Raw genomic sequence first — 14739 nt, forward strand, 5'->3', positions numbered from 1 at the left:
CCGCCCCCGATGGCCACCCGGCGCGACATCGTGAAGCAGACGCTGCTGCTGAGCGCCGGCATGGCCTGCGGGGCGGGCAGCTTCCCGCTCAGCGCCAGGCCGCGCGTTTCCCCCGCCCTCGCCCACCGGGTAACGGGCGTTTCCTTGCAGGACGCCACGATCCGGCGCCTGGGTGGACTGGGCGATGGCTACAAGGCGACCTGGGCGGCCGACGGGCGGCAGTTCCTGGCGGTGAACGATGGCCCGGGTTGGACCTGGCCGCCGCGCGCCATGTACAACAGCCGCGTCTGGACGATCACCGGCGGCCCCGCTGCCCCGCGCTTCGCCGATCTGCCAAGCTACCCCGATCTCGACATGGGGACACACCCCGATGCGCCCAAGTATCACGGCCACGGCCTGCTGTGGGTGGGCGGACGGCTGATCCAGTTCCTGGCCACGCTGGACCGCGCCGAGGATCGTCCGCGCCACTGGATCGGCGCTAAGCTGATCTATTCCGACGATGGCGGGCGCACCTGGCGCAACCAGGACGGCACCACCCCCGTCCGCTTCGAAAGCTTCGAACAGCAGTCGCGCCGCACGCTTGCATTCTTCGACGAGCCGGATGGCTGCTTCTCGCTGCTGTCGATCCTGCAGATGGGCCGCGGCTATCGCGCCAACCGCGATGGCTTCATCTACATCTATGGGCTGAACGGCAACACCGATGGCCTAATGAATCAGCTAATGCTGCTGCGCGTGCCCATCGCCCAGGTGCTGGATCGTTGCGCCTACCGCTTCTTCGCCGGGCGCCGCGCCGATGGCAGCGCGACCTGGAGCGCCGATCTGGCGCAGCGCGCGCCGGTCCACACCTTCCCGCGCGGATGGGTGAACAGCGCCAATGTGTTTCCCGGCGATCTGGTACTGGAATCCTGGCTGCCCAGCGTGGTCTTCAACGAAGCCTTGGGGCTTTACGTCATGGCGAGTACCGGCGTCGGCTGCGGCCCGGACGGCACCGCTTATGGCAAGCCCAGCTACCTGGGTTTCTGGGTGTCCGAACAGCCGTGGGGGCCCTGGCGGCAAGTCCATGAGAATCGCGCCTGGACGCCGGGCGGCGATGCCGGTTCGCTCGCCTACTCCCCGCAGATCATTCCCGGCTGGACCAGCGCGGACGGCACCGCGATGCACATCGCCTGGGCCGACCTCAAAGGCATGCTCGCCTTCGGGCGGGACGAGGGCAAGCTGGAGGATGCGCTGAAGCAGGCGAAGTCACCGCGCGATCACAACCGGATCGAGGCGGAGTTCCTGCGCCGGTACATCCCGGGTTTCGCCTTCAATACACAACGGGTCGATCTCACGCTCGGCTGAACCACGGCGATGCCGCTCGATCTGATTTACGGGAGCCACGATGATGAGACGCAGCGCAATCACCATAGCCATGGCAGGCACGATCGCGGCGGCGGCCCTGCTGCTGCCCGGCTGCAAGCAGGCCGATCAGCCCAAGCCCGAAGCCAAGCCGGAGAACGACAAGGAGCTGGTCCACCACTTCATGGAAGATCAGGTGCAGCCCACCGCCATGGTCTTCTGGAATTCGGTGCAGTTCATCAGTGACGAAAAGGGCTTCCGTCAGGTCAAGCCGCAGAACGATGCCGAATGGAAGCGCGTGGAGGATGCCATGCTGCACCTCCAGGACTTGAGCGCGACGTTGCAGACGCCGGAATACTCCGCCGGGCGCGGCGAAGAGTGGAACGGCTTTGCCCAGGCCGTCTCTGACGTCGCCAAGCAGGCCGAAGCGGCCACCAAATCTCGCGATACCAAGCGCATGTTCGAAGTGGGGGGCACGTTGGATAATGTGTGCGAGTCCTGCCACAAGGCCTATCTGCCCAAGAGCGAGACGCAGCGCCCCGGCGAAAAGTCGTAAGGCCAGCCACGCGCCGCGATCACTATCGGTAAAAGAAAGGGCCGGAACGCTGCGTGCGTTCCGGCCCTTATTCTTTTTCGGTAGCGTGGCACAGCCGAAGCGCAGCACGCGCTCCGGCCCCTTTTCGTATCAGTGCCGCAAGGTGAAGGTGACGCCCACCGTGCGCGGCCGGAAGGTACCGGCGCGGAACCACGTCGAATCCAGCGTCTCGTGGAACAGGCTAAGCGTCGGGTGGCTGTTCGTCACGTTGTTGACGAAGACGCTGAAATCCACGTTGTTGTCACCGCTGGTGCTGAACCGTCCACCGATGCGCAAGTTCAGCTGCGAAGTTGCCGGCGGACGCGGGATTACGGGGTCGACCAGCGGGGAGTTCAGGTCCAGCGGCCGCTTGTTCTTGCTGGTGTAGGTGTAGTCTGCACGGCCATAGAGTTCGCCGTCGCCCACGGGGTGGACGTATTCGCCGTTGAGCTGCACCGACCATGGCGCGGCGGCCAGCGGTTCCCCGGACTTGCGGATCGTGGTGTTATCCGGGCCCGGGATCGCCGAGGTGTAGCGTGCCTTGATATACGATACTGCTGCGCCCAGCGTCAGCCCTTCGACCGGCCGCGTGTTCACCGCGATGTCGAAGCCGTCGATCTTGGCATCGCCCAGGTTGAGCAAAAGCTGCTGCTGGCAGATCGGCAGGTTGAGGTTGGTCTGCACGTCCTTCCACACGATGCGATAGACCGACGCGTCCAGCTGCACCTTGCCACCGAACAGGCGGTTCTTGCTGCCCGCTTCGTAGCTCCAGATCGAATCCGGGCTGACCGCACGGGAAACCAGCGGATCGAAGCCGATCGCCGCGCCATCGGTGCCGCACGTCGCGCCCACCGCCGGGGACACGCCCGGTCCGCGCACGCCCTTGGCGGCGTTGGCATAGAAGAAGTTGTTGCTGTCCGCCTGGTAGGACAAGCCGATCTTGGGCGTGAAGTCCTTGCTGGTGGCGCGCAGCGTGTCCGACTTGCCATCCGTGGTGAACAGCGGCCCGGCGGTGAAGGCGTTGAACTGATACTTGGCGATCGTGTAGCGGCCACCGGCGGTGATCTTCAGGCCATCGAGGATTTCATAAGTGGCCTGGGCATAGACCGCCTTCTGATCATCCTTGTGGGTGTTGCGCTGAAGTACCGAGAATTGGCCCTGATATAATTCCGTGCCGTAGATTTCGGTCAAGGACGCGAACGGCGGCAGGCCTTGCTGCTGCTGGCCCACGTTGATCACGTCCAGCAAGCGTGGGTCTGAACCCGCGTACCGATCGCGCACTGTGGACTTCTGATAGAACGCCCCGACGATCCAGTTGAAGCGATCGGCGGTGTTGTTGTTCTGCAGGCGCAATTCCTGCGTGAACGCCTTCTGGCTGGTGTTGCTGATCGTGCGCGGCGTGTAGCTTTCGAAGCCCGGCAGGAACCGGCCGGACACACCGCCGAAGATCGCCAGGCTGAGCGAGGCGTCATCGCTGACCGAGTTGGTCTTGCGCGTGAAATACGAAGTGTCCGAAACCAGGGACATGCTGCCCAGGTCCAGTTCCATCTTCACCGCCGGCAGGTAGAACCGATCCCGGCGGCTTTCCGGAATGGCGTTCAGGCTGAGGTTGTAATCCTGCTTCTTGGGGTTCGACACCGCCAGTTCATAGCGTGAGCCATCGTCGATCGACTGGCTCTGGAAAAAGATCGAGGGCGTGATGGTGAACGCTTCCGATGCTTTCCAGCCCAGCGCGAAGCGGGCGGCAACCACGTCCTGGCCGTTGATATCCTTGTCGATCTTCTTCTTGGAATAGCGATCCAGGCGGTCGATATAGCCGCCGTCGCGCCGGCCCCAGATGCTGCCGCGAAAGCCCAGCTTGCCCTCCACGATGGGCGCGCCGCCGGCCACGCCCAGCTCGTAGCTTGGTGCGCCATGCTCGGTCGCGGCGGCTTCGGCGCGGCTGTAGATGCTGACGTCATCGTAATTGGGCTTGGGCGAGATGAAGCGCACCGCGCCGCCCACCGAGCCGCTGCCGAACAGCGTGCCCTGGGGCCCGCGCAACACTTCCACGCGGTCCAGATCGAAGATCTGCGGGTAGGCATTGCTGAGCGACGGGCTGATGCCCTGCCGCGTCTGGATCGGCGTGTCGTCGATATAGACGCCGGTGGTCGGGATGCCCGATCCGGAATCGACACCGCGAATGGCGATCGTGCTTTGGCCGGTGCCGAAGTAGGACGTGCTCTGGCCAAAGGTGATGCCGGGCGTCAGCCGCGCCACGTCGCCGATGGAGCGGATGCCCTGCTTGTCCAGCTGAATCTGGTCCTTGGCGACGATGCTGAGCGGCACCCGGCTGAGAACTTGCGACTGGCGCGTGGCGGTGACGACGATATCGTCCGGCCCGCCGGTCTGTTCCTGGCGCGCTTGCGCTGAGGTGGGTGCGGCGGCGTCCTGCGCCAGCGCGGGCCCCGCCAGCAGGCCGATGGGCAGACAGACACCCCCCAGCAGTGCCGCGCGGCACATGGCCACCTGCATCTTGAAACCTTGCTCGCTCATGCCTTGATCTCCCTTAAACCCTGATCCCCGAACCCGTCGCATGCATGTCGCGCGGTCGATGCGATACGCCGGGCGGCGTTCGACCATCCGGCCGAAAAAGCCACCCTGCGCGCGATTTCCCGCGATTGGCGTGCATGGGACGTGGCGCACCGGCCAGGCCGGTGATGGTGCTCTTCAGGCCGCCATTGATTCGTCACAATGCGCACGTTTCGTAACACGATACCGTGATTCCGCTAGCGCTGTTCCCTAAACTAAACAGTTACCAGACGTTACAGATGGCGGATTTCCGCCATAAAATGACGGACATGGATTGCGCCGGTGAAAGATGGCGCTAGTCTTGACCATGCGCCCGGCGTCTTTGGGGATGCCGACCCGAAAACAGTCAGTTGACGAGGATCAAGCCCCTTGCCGGAAATCCCAGTGGTGGACAGCCCGGCCTCTCCTGACGCAGCGGATCACCTCGCGCAATTCGCGGCGGAAGTGGCGCGCTTTCGCGAAGTGCTGGCGGCGGGGCGCTCGGCCGTGTTCGTCCAGCTGTTCGATTTCCTGGTGTCGCGATCCACCGATGACCGCGCGCCCAAGGAAGTGGAAATCGCGCTGGCGGTGTTCGGCAAGGACGGCGCGGAAGGCAGCGTGGGAGATTCGGCGGTACGGGTCTATGTCCACCGCCTGCGCAAGCGGCTGGACGATCATTATGCCAACCAGAGCGGGCGGCGGTTGTTCATCCCCAAGGGTCAGTACCGCATCCTGCTCGCCCCCGAAGCCGGGGCGGCTGCGGAGCCCGATGCAACCAAGACCGCGCCGGCCGGGCCTCGTTGGCGCAGCGCCGCGTTCGCTCTTGCCGCACTGGCTTTCGTGGTGCTGAACCTGGTCGCCTGGCAGATCGTGACGGCGCAAAAGCGCGTGGCCGATCCCGCCTTGCAGCTGCGCTCCACCAGTTTCTGGCGCCCGCTGGCGCTGGACAAGCCATCAATTCTGGTGACGGGTGACAACTTCCTGCTGGCAGAGGCCAAGGATCGCAAAAGCGTCAATCGCCTGATCCTGGACCCGACGATCCTTTCTCGCGGCGATTTCGGCAACTATCTGACCACGCATCCGCAATCGTTCTACACGCTTTATGACTTCGACCTGCATCTCTCCCCGGTTGGCACCGCGCTGGCGACTTGGGATATTCTGCCGGTGGTCAACGCGCTGCATGGCCAGGTGGGATCATCACCCACCATCACGCCGATCTCGCGCCTCAAGTCTTCGGCGCTGGATGGCAACGATATCATCTACGTCGGGCGGCTGGCCAGCATGGGCTTTCTGGCGGCGCCGCTGTTCCGATCATCGACGCTGTCGTGGGATCCGCAAAGCGGAAAGCTGTCGGACCGCCGATCGGGTCGATCGTTCAGCGATGCCCCGGCGGGCCCGGCTGACCAGGGCACCGGCCGCGATTACGGCTATATCGCCAGCGTGGCGACATCTTCTGGCCGGCACATCGTGGTGATTTCGGGCCTCGGCGATCATGGCGTGCAAAGCATGGCGAGCCTCGTCACCGATGCTGTACAGATGGGCAAGCTGGCCGGACAGCGCGCGGCGACGCGATCGTTCGAGGCCCTTTACGAAGTGCGCACGATGAACGACGCGCCGATGGACCGCAGCCTGGTCATGATACGGCCCTTGCGCAGCGTTTCGGGCATGGCCGCGAATACGCCAGCCGCAAGTTGATCGCCGGGCCACTTCGCCGTAACGACCATTCGACTTTCACCGATATCGTCCTGAGGACTTCACTCATGATTTTTGAAACCAGCACGCAAGTGCGCTTTGCCCATGTCGACCCAGCCGGGATCGTGTTCTACCCCCGCTACTTCGAAATGGTGAACGGCGCGGTGGAGGATTGGTTCGCGCAGTCACTGGGCGCCAGCTTCAAGACGATGCATATCGACGGCGGCTATGGCACGCCCACGGTAAAGCTGGAGGTGACGTTCCTGTCACCCAGCCGTCTGGGCGATGAATTGACCATCCGCATCACCCCGCGCGTGCTGGGCCGGACAAGTTGCCACATCAATGTGGTGTTCACGGGCGAAGGGCGCGATCGCCTGAATGCGGATATCGTTTTGGTATGCATGGACCTGAACGATCACAAAGCCAGGCCCTGGCCCGATTTCATCCGCGAAAAGATCGCGGCACAACTTGTCGAGGCTCCATCACAAGCTTGATCGCACGATAGAAGCAGCGGCGAGACCGGGATCTCGCCGCCTTGCTTCCTTATTCGTATTTCAGGCTGCCGCCACGATCGGATGGCGCAGCGTGCCGATACCATCGACGCCGCCCACGATCACATCGCCGGGCCACACCCATTCCTGCGGATCCATGCCCGCGCCCACGCCCGCGGGCGTGCCGGTGGCGATGATGTCGCCGGGCTCCAGCGTGATGCCCTGCGAGATATCGGCGATCAGTTCGTCCACCTTGAACAGCATGAAGGCGGTGTTGCTGCGCTGCTTTTCGACGCCGTTGACCGTCAGCCACAAGTCCAGCGTCTGCGGATCGGGGATTTCGTCCGCCGTGACGACGACCGGGCCCATCGGCGCGAAGCTGTCCTGACCCTTCGAGTAGATCCACTGCCCGGCGCGGCGGCAATCGCGCGCGCTCATGTCGATCAGCACGGTGTAGCCGAAGACATGGCGCAGCGCGTCTTCGCGGCGCGCGCCCTTGGCGGTGGTACCGATGATCGCGGCCAGCTCGATCTCCCAGTCCAGCTGCTGCGTGATCGCCTTGTTGTGGACGATGGGTTCGCCAGGACCGATCACGGTCGTCGGCGGCTTGGAAAAGATCACCGGCTGGCGCGGCAGCTCGGCCGAAGTATCCAGCGACTTCGCGCTTTCGGCCACGTGCTCGGTATAGTTGAGGCCGATGCCGAAGATATTCTTGCGCGGCCGGGGGATGGGAGCCAGCAACTTGACGTTGGCCAATGGCACTGTCGTGCCGATCGGGAACACGCCCTGGCACTCTGCCAGCAACTTGGTCGCCGTGGCGACAGCCTGCGGACCCAGATCGATGAATTCCAGCATGGAGGACGGGAACGGAACCGCCGCCACCGCGCCGAAGCGCGCCAGGTCGACCACCAGATCGTCCACCAGCGCACCCAGGCGCGCGCCTGCTTCCACGGTGGCACGATAAGTCACTAGACGCATGAGAATATGTCCCTGTTTGAGAATTGCGGAGGGTTCGAAGATGTCAGGAAAGAATGGGCTGATGTCCGTCGTTTTCGCCCAGCGCCTCTTCGCGATAGAGGCCCAGCGCGCGCATCACCGGCAAGTCGTGGAAACTGAACAGGCAGGCGTCTTCACTGTCGGACGCGTTGGCATGTTCGTGATACATCCAGGCCGGCACAACGAAGATATCGCGTTCGCGCCAATCGAAGCGCTGGCCATTGATGATCGACCAGCCGCTGCCCTTGGCGCACTGATAGACGAAGCTGCCGGTCTGGCGGTGCGCCTTGGTCCGCTCACCAGGACGCAGCAACTGCATCGACGCGCCGATCGTCTGCATCACCGGTCCGCCATTGTCCGGGTTCACATAGTCCATCAGGATGCCATCGTAGGGCGATCCATCGGTGACGCGCGCGTAGCGGGTCAGCGCCTCATACGTCGGCGCCCATTCGTATTTCAGCAGGGGGGAGTAGCGCTTGGTCCACTGCGCTCCGGCGGGCCGCAGACCGGCCCCGGCCCAGGTGGCGGTGCTATCATCCACCGCAAAGGAAATCGCCTGCTGCAGATCGGGGTGAACCTCGTAGAAGTTGGCTTCCAGCGCGTTCATCAGCGGGATGTCCAGCCCATCCTGCCAGATGCAGACGGTGCCATCCTCTGCCACGCCATGTTCGTGCCAGGTGCCGTTGGGGGTCAGCACGAAGTCGTTCGCGCCCAGCGTCATCTTGTGCCCGTCGACATTGGTGAACGCGCCCTGCCCCTCCATGATGAAGCGCAAGGCGGAGGCGCTGTGGCGGTGGCTGGATGCGCATTCGCCCGGCGCCATCACCTGCAGCCCGGAATAGAGCCAGCCCACCGCCGCGACCACATCGGCGCGGCCTTTGTTCTCCAGATAGACGACCCGCCGCCCCGCCTGCTCCGGCGTGACGAGATCGAGCGCACGCAGCACGTCTTCGCGCAGATCGCGATAGCGCCACAGCATCGGGACAGAGGTGGACGCGGGCTCCCACGGCTCGATCTTGTTCGCCACGGTCCACAGCGCGCCGGTGCCCAGCGTCTCCAGCCGTTTGTAGTACGCCAGCAGATCAGGCGTATCCGCGACATTCGCGCGGCCCACCATCTCCTCACGATACTGATCGTAGCTGTGCGCCAAAGACCTGCTCCCACGGTTCACACACGCGGGAAATACATTGAATTATATGCAAATGCAAGTATTATGACGGGATGATGCAAACGCGGCCGATGCCGCCCATGGGAGATTGCCATGCCCCAGCCGTTCAAGGCCGCCGTCGTCCAAGCCGCCTGTGATCCTTATGACTCGCTGGCTTCGGCGCACAAGGCGGCCGCGCTGATCACCAAAGCGGCGGCGGCAGGTGCGAAGCTGATCGTATTTCCCGAGGCATTCCTGGGCGGCTATCCCAAGGGCGCGTCGTTCGGCACGCCGGTGGGCATGCGCAAGCCGCAGGGGCGCGAAGACTATCGCAGGTATCACGAGGCGGCGATCGATCTGGCCGGGCCGGAAGTGGGCGTGCTGGAAGAAGCCACCGCCGCCACCGGCGCTTTCGTGGTTATCGGCGTGATTGAGCGGGATGGCGGCACCGTCTATTGCACGGCGCTGTTCTTCGATGGGGAGCGCGGCCTGATCACCAAGCATCGCAAGCTGATGCCCACAGGTGCGGAGCGCTTGATCTGGGGCTTCGGCGATGGCTCGACGATGCCGGTGATCGAGACGCCGCTGGGCCGGATCGGCGCAGTGATCTGCTGGGAAAACTACATGCCGATGATGCGCATGGCGATGTATGACCAGGGCGTGACGCTGTACTGCGCGCCCACGGCCGACGATCGCGACGGTTGGGCCGCGACGATGCAGCACGTAGCGCTGGAGGGGCGCTGCTTCGTGCTGTCCGCCTGCCAGCACATCACCCGCGCCGCCTACCCGGCTCACTATGACTGCGCGCTGGGTGACGATCCCGACCTGGTGCTGCTGCGCGGCGGTTCGATGATCGTCTCGCCCCTAGGCGGCGTGCTGGCCGGGCCCGATTACGGCGGCGAAACGATCCTCTACGCCGATATCGATCCCGATGAGGTGGTGCGCGGCAAGTACGACTTCGATGTGGCCGGGCACTATGCGCGGCCGGACGTGTTCTCGCTTTCGGTCAACGTCGCGCCGCAGCGGGCGGTCCGGCGTGAGGGCGCGGAGTAAAGCACATGGAGTTCGATTTCGCGCAAGTCGCCGGTCCCGATCGCTACAAGTTGATGAGCGCGGCGATCACCCCGCGCCCGATCGCCTGGCTGACCACGCAATCGCCGGACGGCGTGCGCAACGCCGCGCCATACAGCTTCTTCAACATGATGGGCGCCGCCCCGCCGATCGTGGCGATCGGTATCATGCGGCGGCCCGATGGAACCTATAAGGACAGCGGCCAGAACATTCTCGACACCGGCGAATTCGTGGTGAACCTCGTCAGCGAACGCGATGCCGCAGCCATGAACCTGACGTGCATCGATGCCCCGCCATCCTTCGACGAGATCGACGCCGCCAAGCTGGAGACCGCGCCATCCACCAGCATCGCGCCGCCGCGCATCGCATCGGCGCCGGTGTCAATGGAGTGCAAGGTGTTCCAGACGGTGGAGGCGGGCCTTTCGCTGGTGGTTCTGGGCGAAGTGCTGCGCTTCCACATCGATGATGCGCTGGTCGATGCTGAGCGGCTGCATGTCGATACGCTGGCGATGAACCTGGTGGCGCGGATGCACGGCGCCGGGTGGTACACGCGCTGCACGGACTTGTTCCAGATGACGCGCCCGGTCTTTGCCGAGCAAGGCGGCAACACCTAAGAGCGCGCCACCGGGATTGCGTCAGGGATAGACCGGCGCGTCCCAGGCATCGATGAGCGAAAGTTCAAGATTGCCGATCTTGCCATTGGGCGCGGTGCTGATGCGCAGTTCCACGGTGCCGCCCTGATAACGCGCGCGATAAATCGCCGCATCGTCGTCCCCCAGCTTCAGCGTCTGGAACAAGGCCACGTCCTGCAACGGGCCCAGCGGCTGGAGGATGCCCTGGTATTCGGCCAGCGTCTCCCTCAGGTCCAGCGCGGCAAGGTAGGCGAACGCGGTCTTGTCCACCGCGCCCGCCTGGATCGCCGTCAGCAACGCGCGCGCCTGGGCGGCATCCGCATTCGGCAAGGGCTGCACTTTGGCTTGCGCCAGGCCAGGCTCGGTGAGCGCAGCGACCTGGCGCGCGATCGCGGCGGGATCGGCATTGTCACTGTTGGCCAGTACCACCACCGTCAGCGCCGGATCGCGATAGCGGATCGCGAAGGTCTTGAACCCTTGCCAGGCCCCGGCGTGCCGCCACGCCGCGTGGCCGCCGACGTTCTCCTGAAACCAGCCGGGCCCGTAGGGATAAGTGCCGCCGCTGGCGAGCTGCGCGGGCGCTGCGATCTGCGCCCAGCTTTCGGGCTTCAACACCTTGCGTGCGAACACGCCTGCGTCCCACGCCGCGTAATCCAGCACTGACAGATAGAGCGATCCATCCGCCGTACTGTTCGCCGTGGGGGACACCCACTCCGCATTGCGCAAGGTGCCCTCGCGCCATTCGTAGCCCGAAGCGCGATTGGGGACGATGACGATTTCGTCGATCGGCCGCGCCGTGGCCATGTGCAGCGGCGCGAACACGCGGCGGCGCAGCACGTCGCCGTAGTATTCGCCGGTGACTTTGCGGATCACGAAACCCAGCACGATGTAATCGGCCCAGCTGAAGCGCCAGCGGGTGCCGGCGGCGAAGTTCAGTTCTTCCTTGCCGATGATCGCCTGCAGCTCGTCATCGGTGTAGTCAGCGCGGAACTCGCCATTGGGTGTCGCGGGCAGGCCGGAGGTATGCCACAGCAACTGGCGGATCGTGATCGGCCGCCACTTGCGCGGGGCGTTCGGCAGGTATCGGGCGACGGAGGCGTCGAGATCGATCTTCCCGTCCTCCACCAGCAACATCGTGGCGACCGCGGTGAACTGCATCCCCAGCGCCCCGGTCTTGAACAGGGTGTCGGGATGGACGGGCACGTGATGCTCGATATTGGCCAGCCCAAAGCCCTGCGCCCGCACGATCTGGCCATCGCGCATCACCGCCAGCGCCAGGCCGGTGATGCGCTGGCGCTGCATCTGCGCGGCCACATAGTCGTCCACAGCATCGGCCTGCGCCGTCACGGAGCCCAAGGCAGCACCCAGAACTGCAAGTCCAGCGATCAGTCGCCACAACATTCGCATAGCTCGTTCGGTCCTTCGCGCCCGCGCCGGGCGTATAGCATCGGATCTGCTGCCACGCCGGGGACCGGGCGCACGATGGCCGATGCGGCCAGCTCCTGTTCGAAGCTGGCCAGCACCTTATCAGTTGGCCGCACCGTCCCCTTCGAAATCATCGTTGGGGAAGCGCTGGCTGGGCTTGGACATGTCCCAGATGTCTCCCGAACGCAGCGGGCGCGCCAGCAGCAGCTGACCGTTGACGTTGAGGCTGCCCAGCGTGCGCACCTGATACAGCGCTTCGAACCCGTGCCGCCCACCTGGCACCGCACCGTTCAGCGCGGCCAGCTTTGCCGGATTGGCCGCGTATTCCGCCATCTGGCGCAAGGCCGGATCGCGCGTACCGGCGATCACCACGATGTGATTGCCCGATGGCCCGGGCAAGCTGGCGAGATAGCCGAAGTCGCGCCGCGCCATCCGCTCGTCCGCCAGCACCAGCCCACCGTCAGAGCGGAAGCGCCGCCCGCTGGCGCTGTCGATCAGCTCGTCATACGTCTCGCCCACCTGAAAGCCCGATGCCTGGAACAAGGGGTTGCGCAGCAGCGTGCCAAGACCGCCCAGCTGGCCAATATACACGATGTCGGACGATTTCAGGATGTCCGGCGTCAGCTGAGACACCGGCAGCAGGCTAAGCTTGCGACCGCTCGTGCGCGTGATATCGCGCAGTGCCTTGTAGACATCGCCCAGTGCGGCCACCGCACTGGACGGCACATAGCGCTTGTCGCTGTCGGTGATGCGCGCCCGCTCTTCCGGCCGCGCCATCAGATAGAGGTCCAGATCCTCGCGCGCGTTGATCGCGGGATTGCGGATCAGGCGCGGCGCACCGGCTTCGCCGTCGGGCTTCTCGCCGTAGAGGTAATAGTCGCCCATCACCACCGTCACCGGGCGCGAGTCCGTCGCCAGGGGCCCCCACAGCGTGGTAGCCACCACCGCAGGCGCTTCCGCCGCAACGTCACGCCGGGCATAGCCCCACCAGACCAGCGCATTGAGCGCCAGGCCCGCCACGACCAGACCGACGAACCACCACCACCGCCGCCGCGGGTCTTGCGGCTTGCCATCCGCATCCGGCACCACCTCCGCCGCGACCGGGCCGGCGTCCTCCGGCTCTTCCTCCAGCATCAGCGCATATTCGCCCTTGGGGATGAACAGGCGCGGCCCCGCCATATCGGCCTGCGACAGCTCCAGCGACTTGCGCAGGCGATGCACATAGACCCGGACCGTCGCGTCCTGTGGGCCATCCACGGTGGGCCCGATCGAGAACGCCTCGTTGGCGATCTCCATTTCGCTGGGCGGGCGGCCCTCCAGCGTGCGCGCCAGCAGGAAGTCGAACAGGCGCAGCAGCTTGTCCGAACGCTTGGTGCCGATCGTGGCCCGAACGCGCCGCGCCTGCACGGTCAGCAGCTCGCGCCGATCGTCCTGGCCGGTTTTCAGTGGCTTGTGCGCCGGGTCCGATGGATCTTCAGGAGAGGCGAACTCATTCTGCATATTGTTGCGTATCACTAACAATCGGTGCGATCACCCTTCATCTTTCCTCATCGTCATCGACAATGCCCCACGACGCCATAAGCGCCGGATGCAGCGTGTTTCCTATCGCGATGTTGCGGTATCGAACCGTTTCAAAATATCGCCGCCCGCGATTTTGCTTCACCCCTCAACCACTCCCGCCCGGCGATTCATGCTCTTTTTTGGGAAAGCGCAGCCCGGGCGACCGCCATCCCGCACCATCTCGAGAAAGATCACAACATGTCCCTCGAAAGCTTTGGAAACTGGCTCTACGACACTTCGGTCAGCACCGGCCTGCGCGAAGTGACGTGGATCATTCCCACGGTCCAAAGCGTCCACATCCTGGCGATCGCCATCGTCGTCGGCTCCGCGCTGATCTCCGACTTGCGGCTGGCCGGCGTGCTGGCGACGGACGAAAGCCCTTCGGCGGTGGTGCGCCGCTACCTGCCGTGGATGTGGGTGGCGCTGATCGTGCTGCTCGCCACGGGCACGATCATGGTCGTTGCCGAACCCAGCCGCACGCTGACCAATACGCTGTTCTGGGCCAAGATGGCGCTGGTGCTGCTGGCGTTCGCCCTCACCCTGTTCTTCCGCAAGCCGCTGCTGAACCCGGCCTTCCGCCTGGAGCATGCCGGCTGGGCCGCGATGGTGAAACCGGCGGCGTGGATTTCGCTCAGCGTTTGGGTGGCGGTGATCTTCTGCGGGCGGTGGATCGCCTACACCTGACGCGAACCCCGCCGACAACGACAGCAAACAAGAGGGGCCTGCCATGACCTTGGACATTTTTCTTCAGCAACTTTACGATTCCTCGCTCGCCGCCACGATCCGCGAGAACACCAGCGCCTTTCCCTGGCTGGAATCGCTGCACGTGCTGGCGATCACGCTGGTGTTCGGCACGATCTGCATCGTCGACCTGCGGCTGCTGGGCTATGCCTCGCACCGGCGCGGGGCGCGCCAGCTGATCGCGGAATTGCTGCCCTATACCTGGGTGGCCTTTGCCGGCGCGGTGATCACCGGCGCGCTGCTGTTCACCTCTAACGCGGTGGCTTACGCCGCCAACGCGCAGTTCCAGTGGAAGATGATCGCAATCGTCGCCGCCGGGATCAACATGGGGATCTTCCACATGACCGCGCACCGCCGCATCGTCGAATGGGATGATGCGCTGCCCCCACCGATGGCCGCCCGGCTCGCCGGCGCATCCTCGCTGCTGTTGTGGGTGCTGGTGATCTTCTTCGGGCGCTGGATCGGCTTCACGCTCTCGATTTTCTGAGTGCGCGGGCGGGGTGCATCCGCAACCGATCCGCC

The 14739-nt window shown here is 64.7% G+C and carries 13 protein-coding genes; 8 read left to right on the forward strand and 5 right to left on the reverse strand.

Annotation, left to right across the window (positions count from 1 at the left end):
- Nucleotides 1-9 precede the first annotated feature (9 nt).
- Both GGR39_RS01240 and GGR39_RS01245 read left to right on the forward strand, forming a co-directional pair.
- Nucleotides 10-1341 carry a glycoside hydrolase family 183 protein gene (locus tag GGR39_RS01240; RefSeq protein WP_183615540.1) on the forward strand — a complete coding sequence of 444 codons (1332 nt, stop codon included), beginning with the start codon at nucleotides 10-12 and terminating at the stop codon, nucleotides 1339-1341.
- Between the two features lie 43 nt (nucleotides 1342-1384).
- Nucleotides 1385-1894: a hypothetical protein gene (locus GGR39_RS01245; RefSeq protein WP_153000884.1), complete on the forward strand. Its 510-nt coding sequence runs from the start codon at nucleotides 1385-1387 to the stop codon at nucleotides 1892-1894.
- A gap of 129 nt (nucleotides 1895-2023) precedes the next feature.
- On the opposite strand, the gene GGR39_RS01250 is transcribed toward GGR39_RS01245, so the two are convergent.
- Nucleotides 2024-4447, reverse strand: a complete 2424-nt coding sequence (locus tag GGR39_RS01250; RefSeq protein ID WP_183615541.1) for a TonB-dependent receptor — start codon at nucleotides 4445-4447, stop codon at nucleotides 2024-2026.
- 405 nt (nucleotides 4448-4852) lie between these two features.
- Between GGR39_RS01250 and GGR39_RS01255 the strand changes: the two genes are divergently transcribed.
- Both GGR39_RS01255 and GGR39_RS01260 read left to right on the forward strand, forming a co-directional pair.
- Nucleotides 4853-6157, forward strand: a complete 1305-nt coding sequence (locus tag GGR39_RS01255; protein ID WP_183615542.1) for a helix-turn-helix domain-containing protein — start codon at nucleotides 4853-4855, stop codon at nucleotides 6155-6157.
- A gap of 65 nt (nucleotides 6158-6222) precedes the next feature.
- Complete coding sequence (locus tag GGR39_RS01260) at nucleotides 6223-6648, forward strand: acyl-CoA thioesterase (RefSeq protein ID WP_183615543.1); 426 nt, start codon at nucleotides 6223-6225, stop codon at nucleotides 6646-6648.
- Between the two features lie 60 nt (nucleotides 6649-6708).
- Here GGR39_RS01260 and GGR39_RS01265 read toward each other — a convergent pair whose 3' ends face one another.
- Nucleotides 6709-7623: a fumarylacetoacetate hydrolase family protein gene (locus GGR39_RS01265; RefSeq protein WP_183615544.1), complete on the reverse strand. Its 915-nt coding sequence runs from the start codon at nucleotides 7621-7623 to the stop codon at nucleotides 6709-6711.
- 43 nt (nucleotides 7624-7666) lie between these two features.
- A complete protein-coding gene (locus GGR39_RS01270) occupies nucleotides 7667-8791 on the reverse strand; it encodes a cupin domain-containing protein (protein ID WP_246388176.1) in 1125 nt (374 codons plus the stop codon).
- A 111-nt stretch (nucleotides 8792-8902) separates the two neighbouring features.
- On the opposite strand from GGR39_RS01270, the gene GGR39_RS01275 reads away from it, so the two are divergent.
- Both GGR39_RS01275 and GGR39_RS01280 read left to right on the forward strand, forming a co-directional pair.
- A complete protein-coding gene (locus tag GGR39_RS01275; RefSeq protein ID WP_183615545.1) occupies nucleotides 8903-9841 on the forward strand; it encodes a carbon-nitrogen hydrolase family protein in 939 nt (312 codons plus the stop codon).
- Nucleotides 9842-9846: 5 nt separating this feature from the next.
- On the forward strand, nucleotides 9847-10473 hold the full coding sequence (locus GGR39_RS01280; RefSeq protein ID WP_183615546.1) for a flavin reductase family protein: 627 nt from the start codon (nucleotides 9847-9849) through the stop codon (nucleotides 10471-10473).
- A 21-nt stretch (nucleotides 10474-10494) separates the two neighbouring features.
- Here the strand turns inward: GGR39_RS01280 and GGR39_RS01285 are convergent, their stop codons facing one another.
- Both GGR39_RS01285 and GGR39_RS01290 read right to left on the reverse strand, forming a co-directional pair.
- Nucleotides 10495-11892, reverse strand: coding sequence for a serine hydrolase domain-containing protein (locus tag GGR39_RS01285; RefSeq protein WP_246388177.1), 1398 nt, complete (start codon nucleotides 11890-11892; stop codon nucleotides 10495-10497).
- Between the two features lie 126 nt (nucleotides 11893-12018).
- The gene (locus GGR39_RS01290; RefSeq protein ID WP_183615548.1) at nucleotides 12019-13416 is read right to left on the reverse strand and encodes a hypothetical protein; all 1398 of its coding nucleotides are present in this window, start codon (nucleotides 13414-13416) and stop codon (nucleotides 12019-12021) included.
- Between the two features lie 258 nt (nucleotides 13417-13674).
- On the opposite strand from GGR39_RS01290, the gene GGR39_RS01295 reads away from it, so the two are divergent.
- The gene (locus tag GGR39_RS01295; protein WP_058736291.1) at nucleotides 13675-14160 is read left to right on the forward strand and encodes a DUF6644 family protein; all 486 of its coding nucleotides are present in this window, start codon (nucleotides 13675-13677) and stop codon (nucleotides 14158-14160) included.
- 43 nt (nucleotides 14161-14203) lie between these two features.
- Nucleotides 14204-14704 carry a DUF6644 family protein gene (locus GGR39_RS01300; protein WP_183615549.1) on the forward strand — a complete coding sequence of 167 codons (501 nt, stop codon included), beginning with the start codon at nucleotides 14204-14206 and terminating at the stop codon, nucleotides 14702-14704.
- Nucleotides 14705-14739 lie beyond the last annotated feature (35 nt).

The organism is Novosphingobium fluoreni, assembly GCF_014196615.1.
In the GTDB taxonomy this organism is placed as follows: domain Bacteria; phylum Pseudomonadota; class Alphaproteobacteria; order Sphingomonadales; family Sphingomonadaceae; genus Novosphingobium; species Novosphingobium fluoreni.

Excerpts from the sequence above, each read along its gene's own strand:
- GGR39_RS01295 (WP_058736291.1), top strand. The coding sequence starts at position 13,675 with ATGTCCCTCGAAAGCTTTGGAAACTGGCTCTACGACACTTCGGTCAGC.
- GGR39_RS01240 (WP_183615540.1), top strand. The coding sequence starts at position 10 with ATGGCCACCCGGCGCGACATCGTGAAGCAGACGCTGCTGCTGAGCGCC.
- GGR39_RS01285 (WP_246388177.1), bottom strand. The coding sequence starts at position 11,892 with ATGTTGTGGCGACTGATCGCTGGACTTGCAGTTCTGGGTGCTGCCTTG.
- GGR39_RS01265 (WP_183615544.1), bottom strand. The coding sequence starts at position 7,623 with ATGCGTCTAGTGACTTATCGTGCCACCGTGGAAGCAGGCGCGCGCCTG.
- GGR39_RS01280 (WP_183615546.1), top strand. The coding sequence starts at position 9,847 with ATGGAGTTCGATTTCGCGCAAGTCGCCGGTCCCGATCGCTACAAGTTG.
- GGR39_RS01275 (WP_183615545.1), top strand. The coding sequence starts at position 8,903 with ATGCCCCAGCCGTTCAAGGCCGCCGTCGTCCAAGCCGCCTGTGATCCT.
- GGR39_RS01300 (WP_183615549.1), top strand. The coding sequence starts at position 14,204 with ATGACCTTGGACATTTTTCTTCAGCAACTTTACGATTCCTCGCTCGCC.
- GGR39_RS01250 (WP_183615541.1), bottom strand. The coding sequence starts at position 4,447 with ATGAGCGAGCAAGGTTTCAAGATGCAGGTGGCCATGTGCCGCGCGGCA.
- GGR39_RS01260 (WP_183615543.1), top strand. The coding sequence starts at position 6,223 with ATGATTTTTGAAACCAGCACGCAAGTGCGCTTTGCCCATGTCGACCCA.
- GGR39_RS01245 (WP_153000884.1), top strand. The coding sequence starts at position 1,385 with ATGAGACGCAGCGCAATCACCATAGCCATGGCAGGCACGATCGCGGCG.
- GGR39_RS01290 (WP_183615548.1), bottom strand. The coding sequence starts at position 13,416 with ATGCAGAATGAGTTCGCCTCTCCTGAAGATCCATCGGACCCGGCGCAC.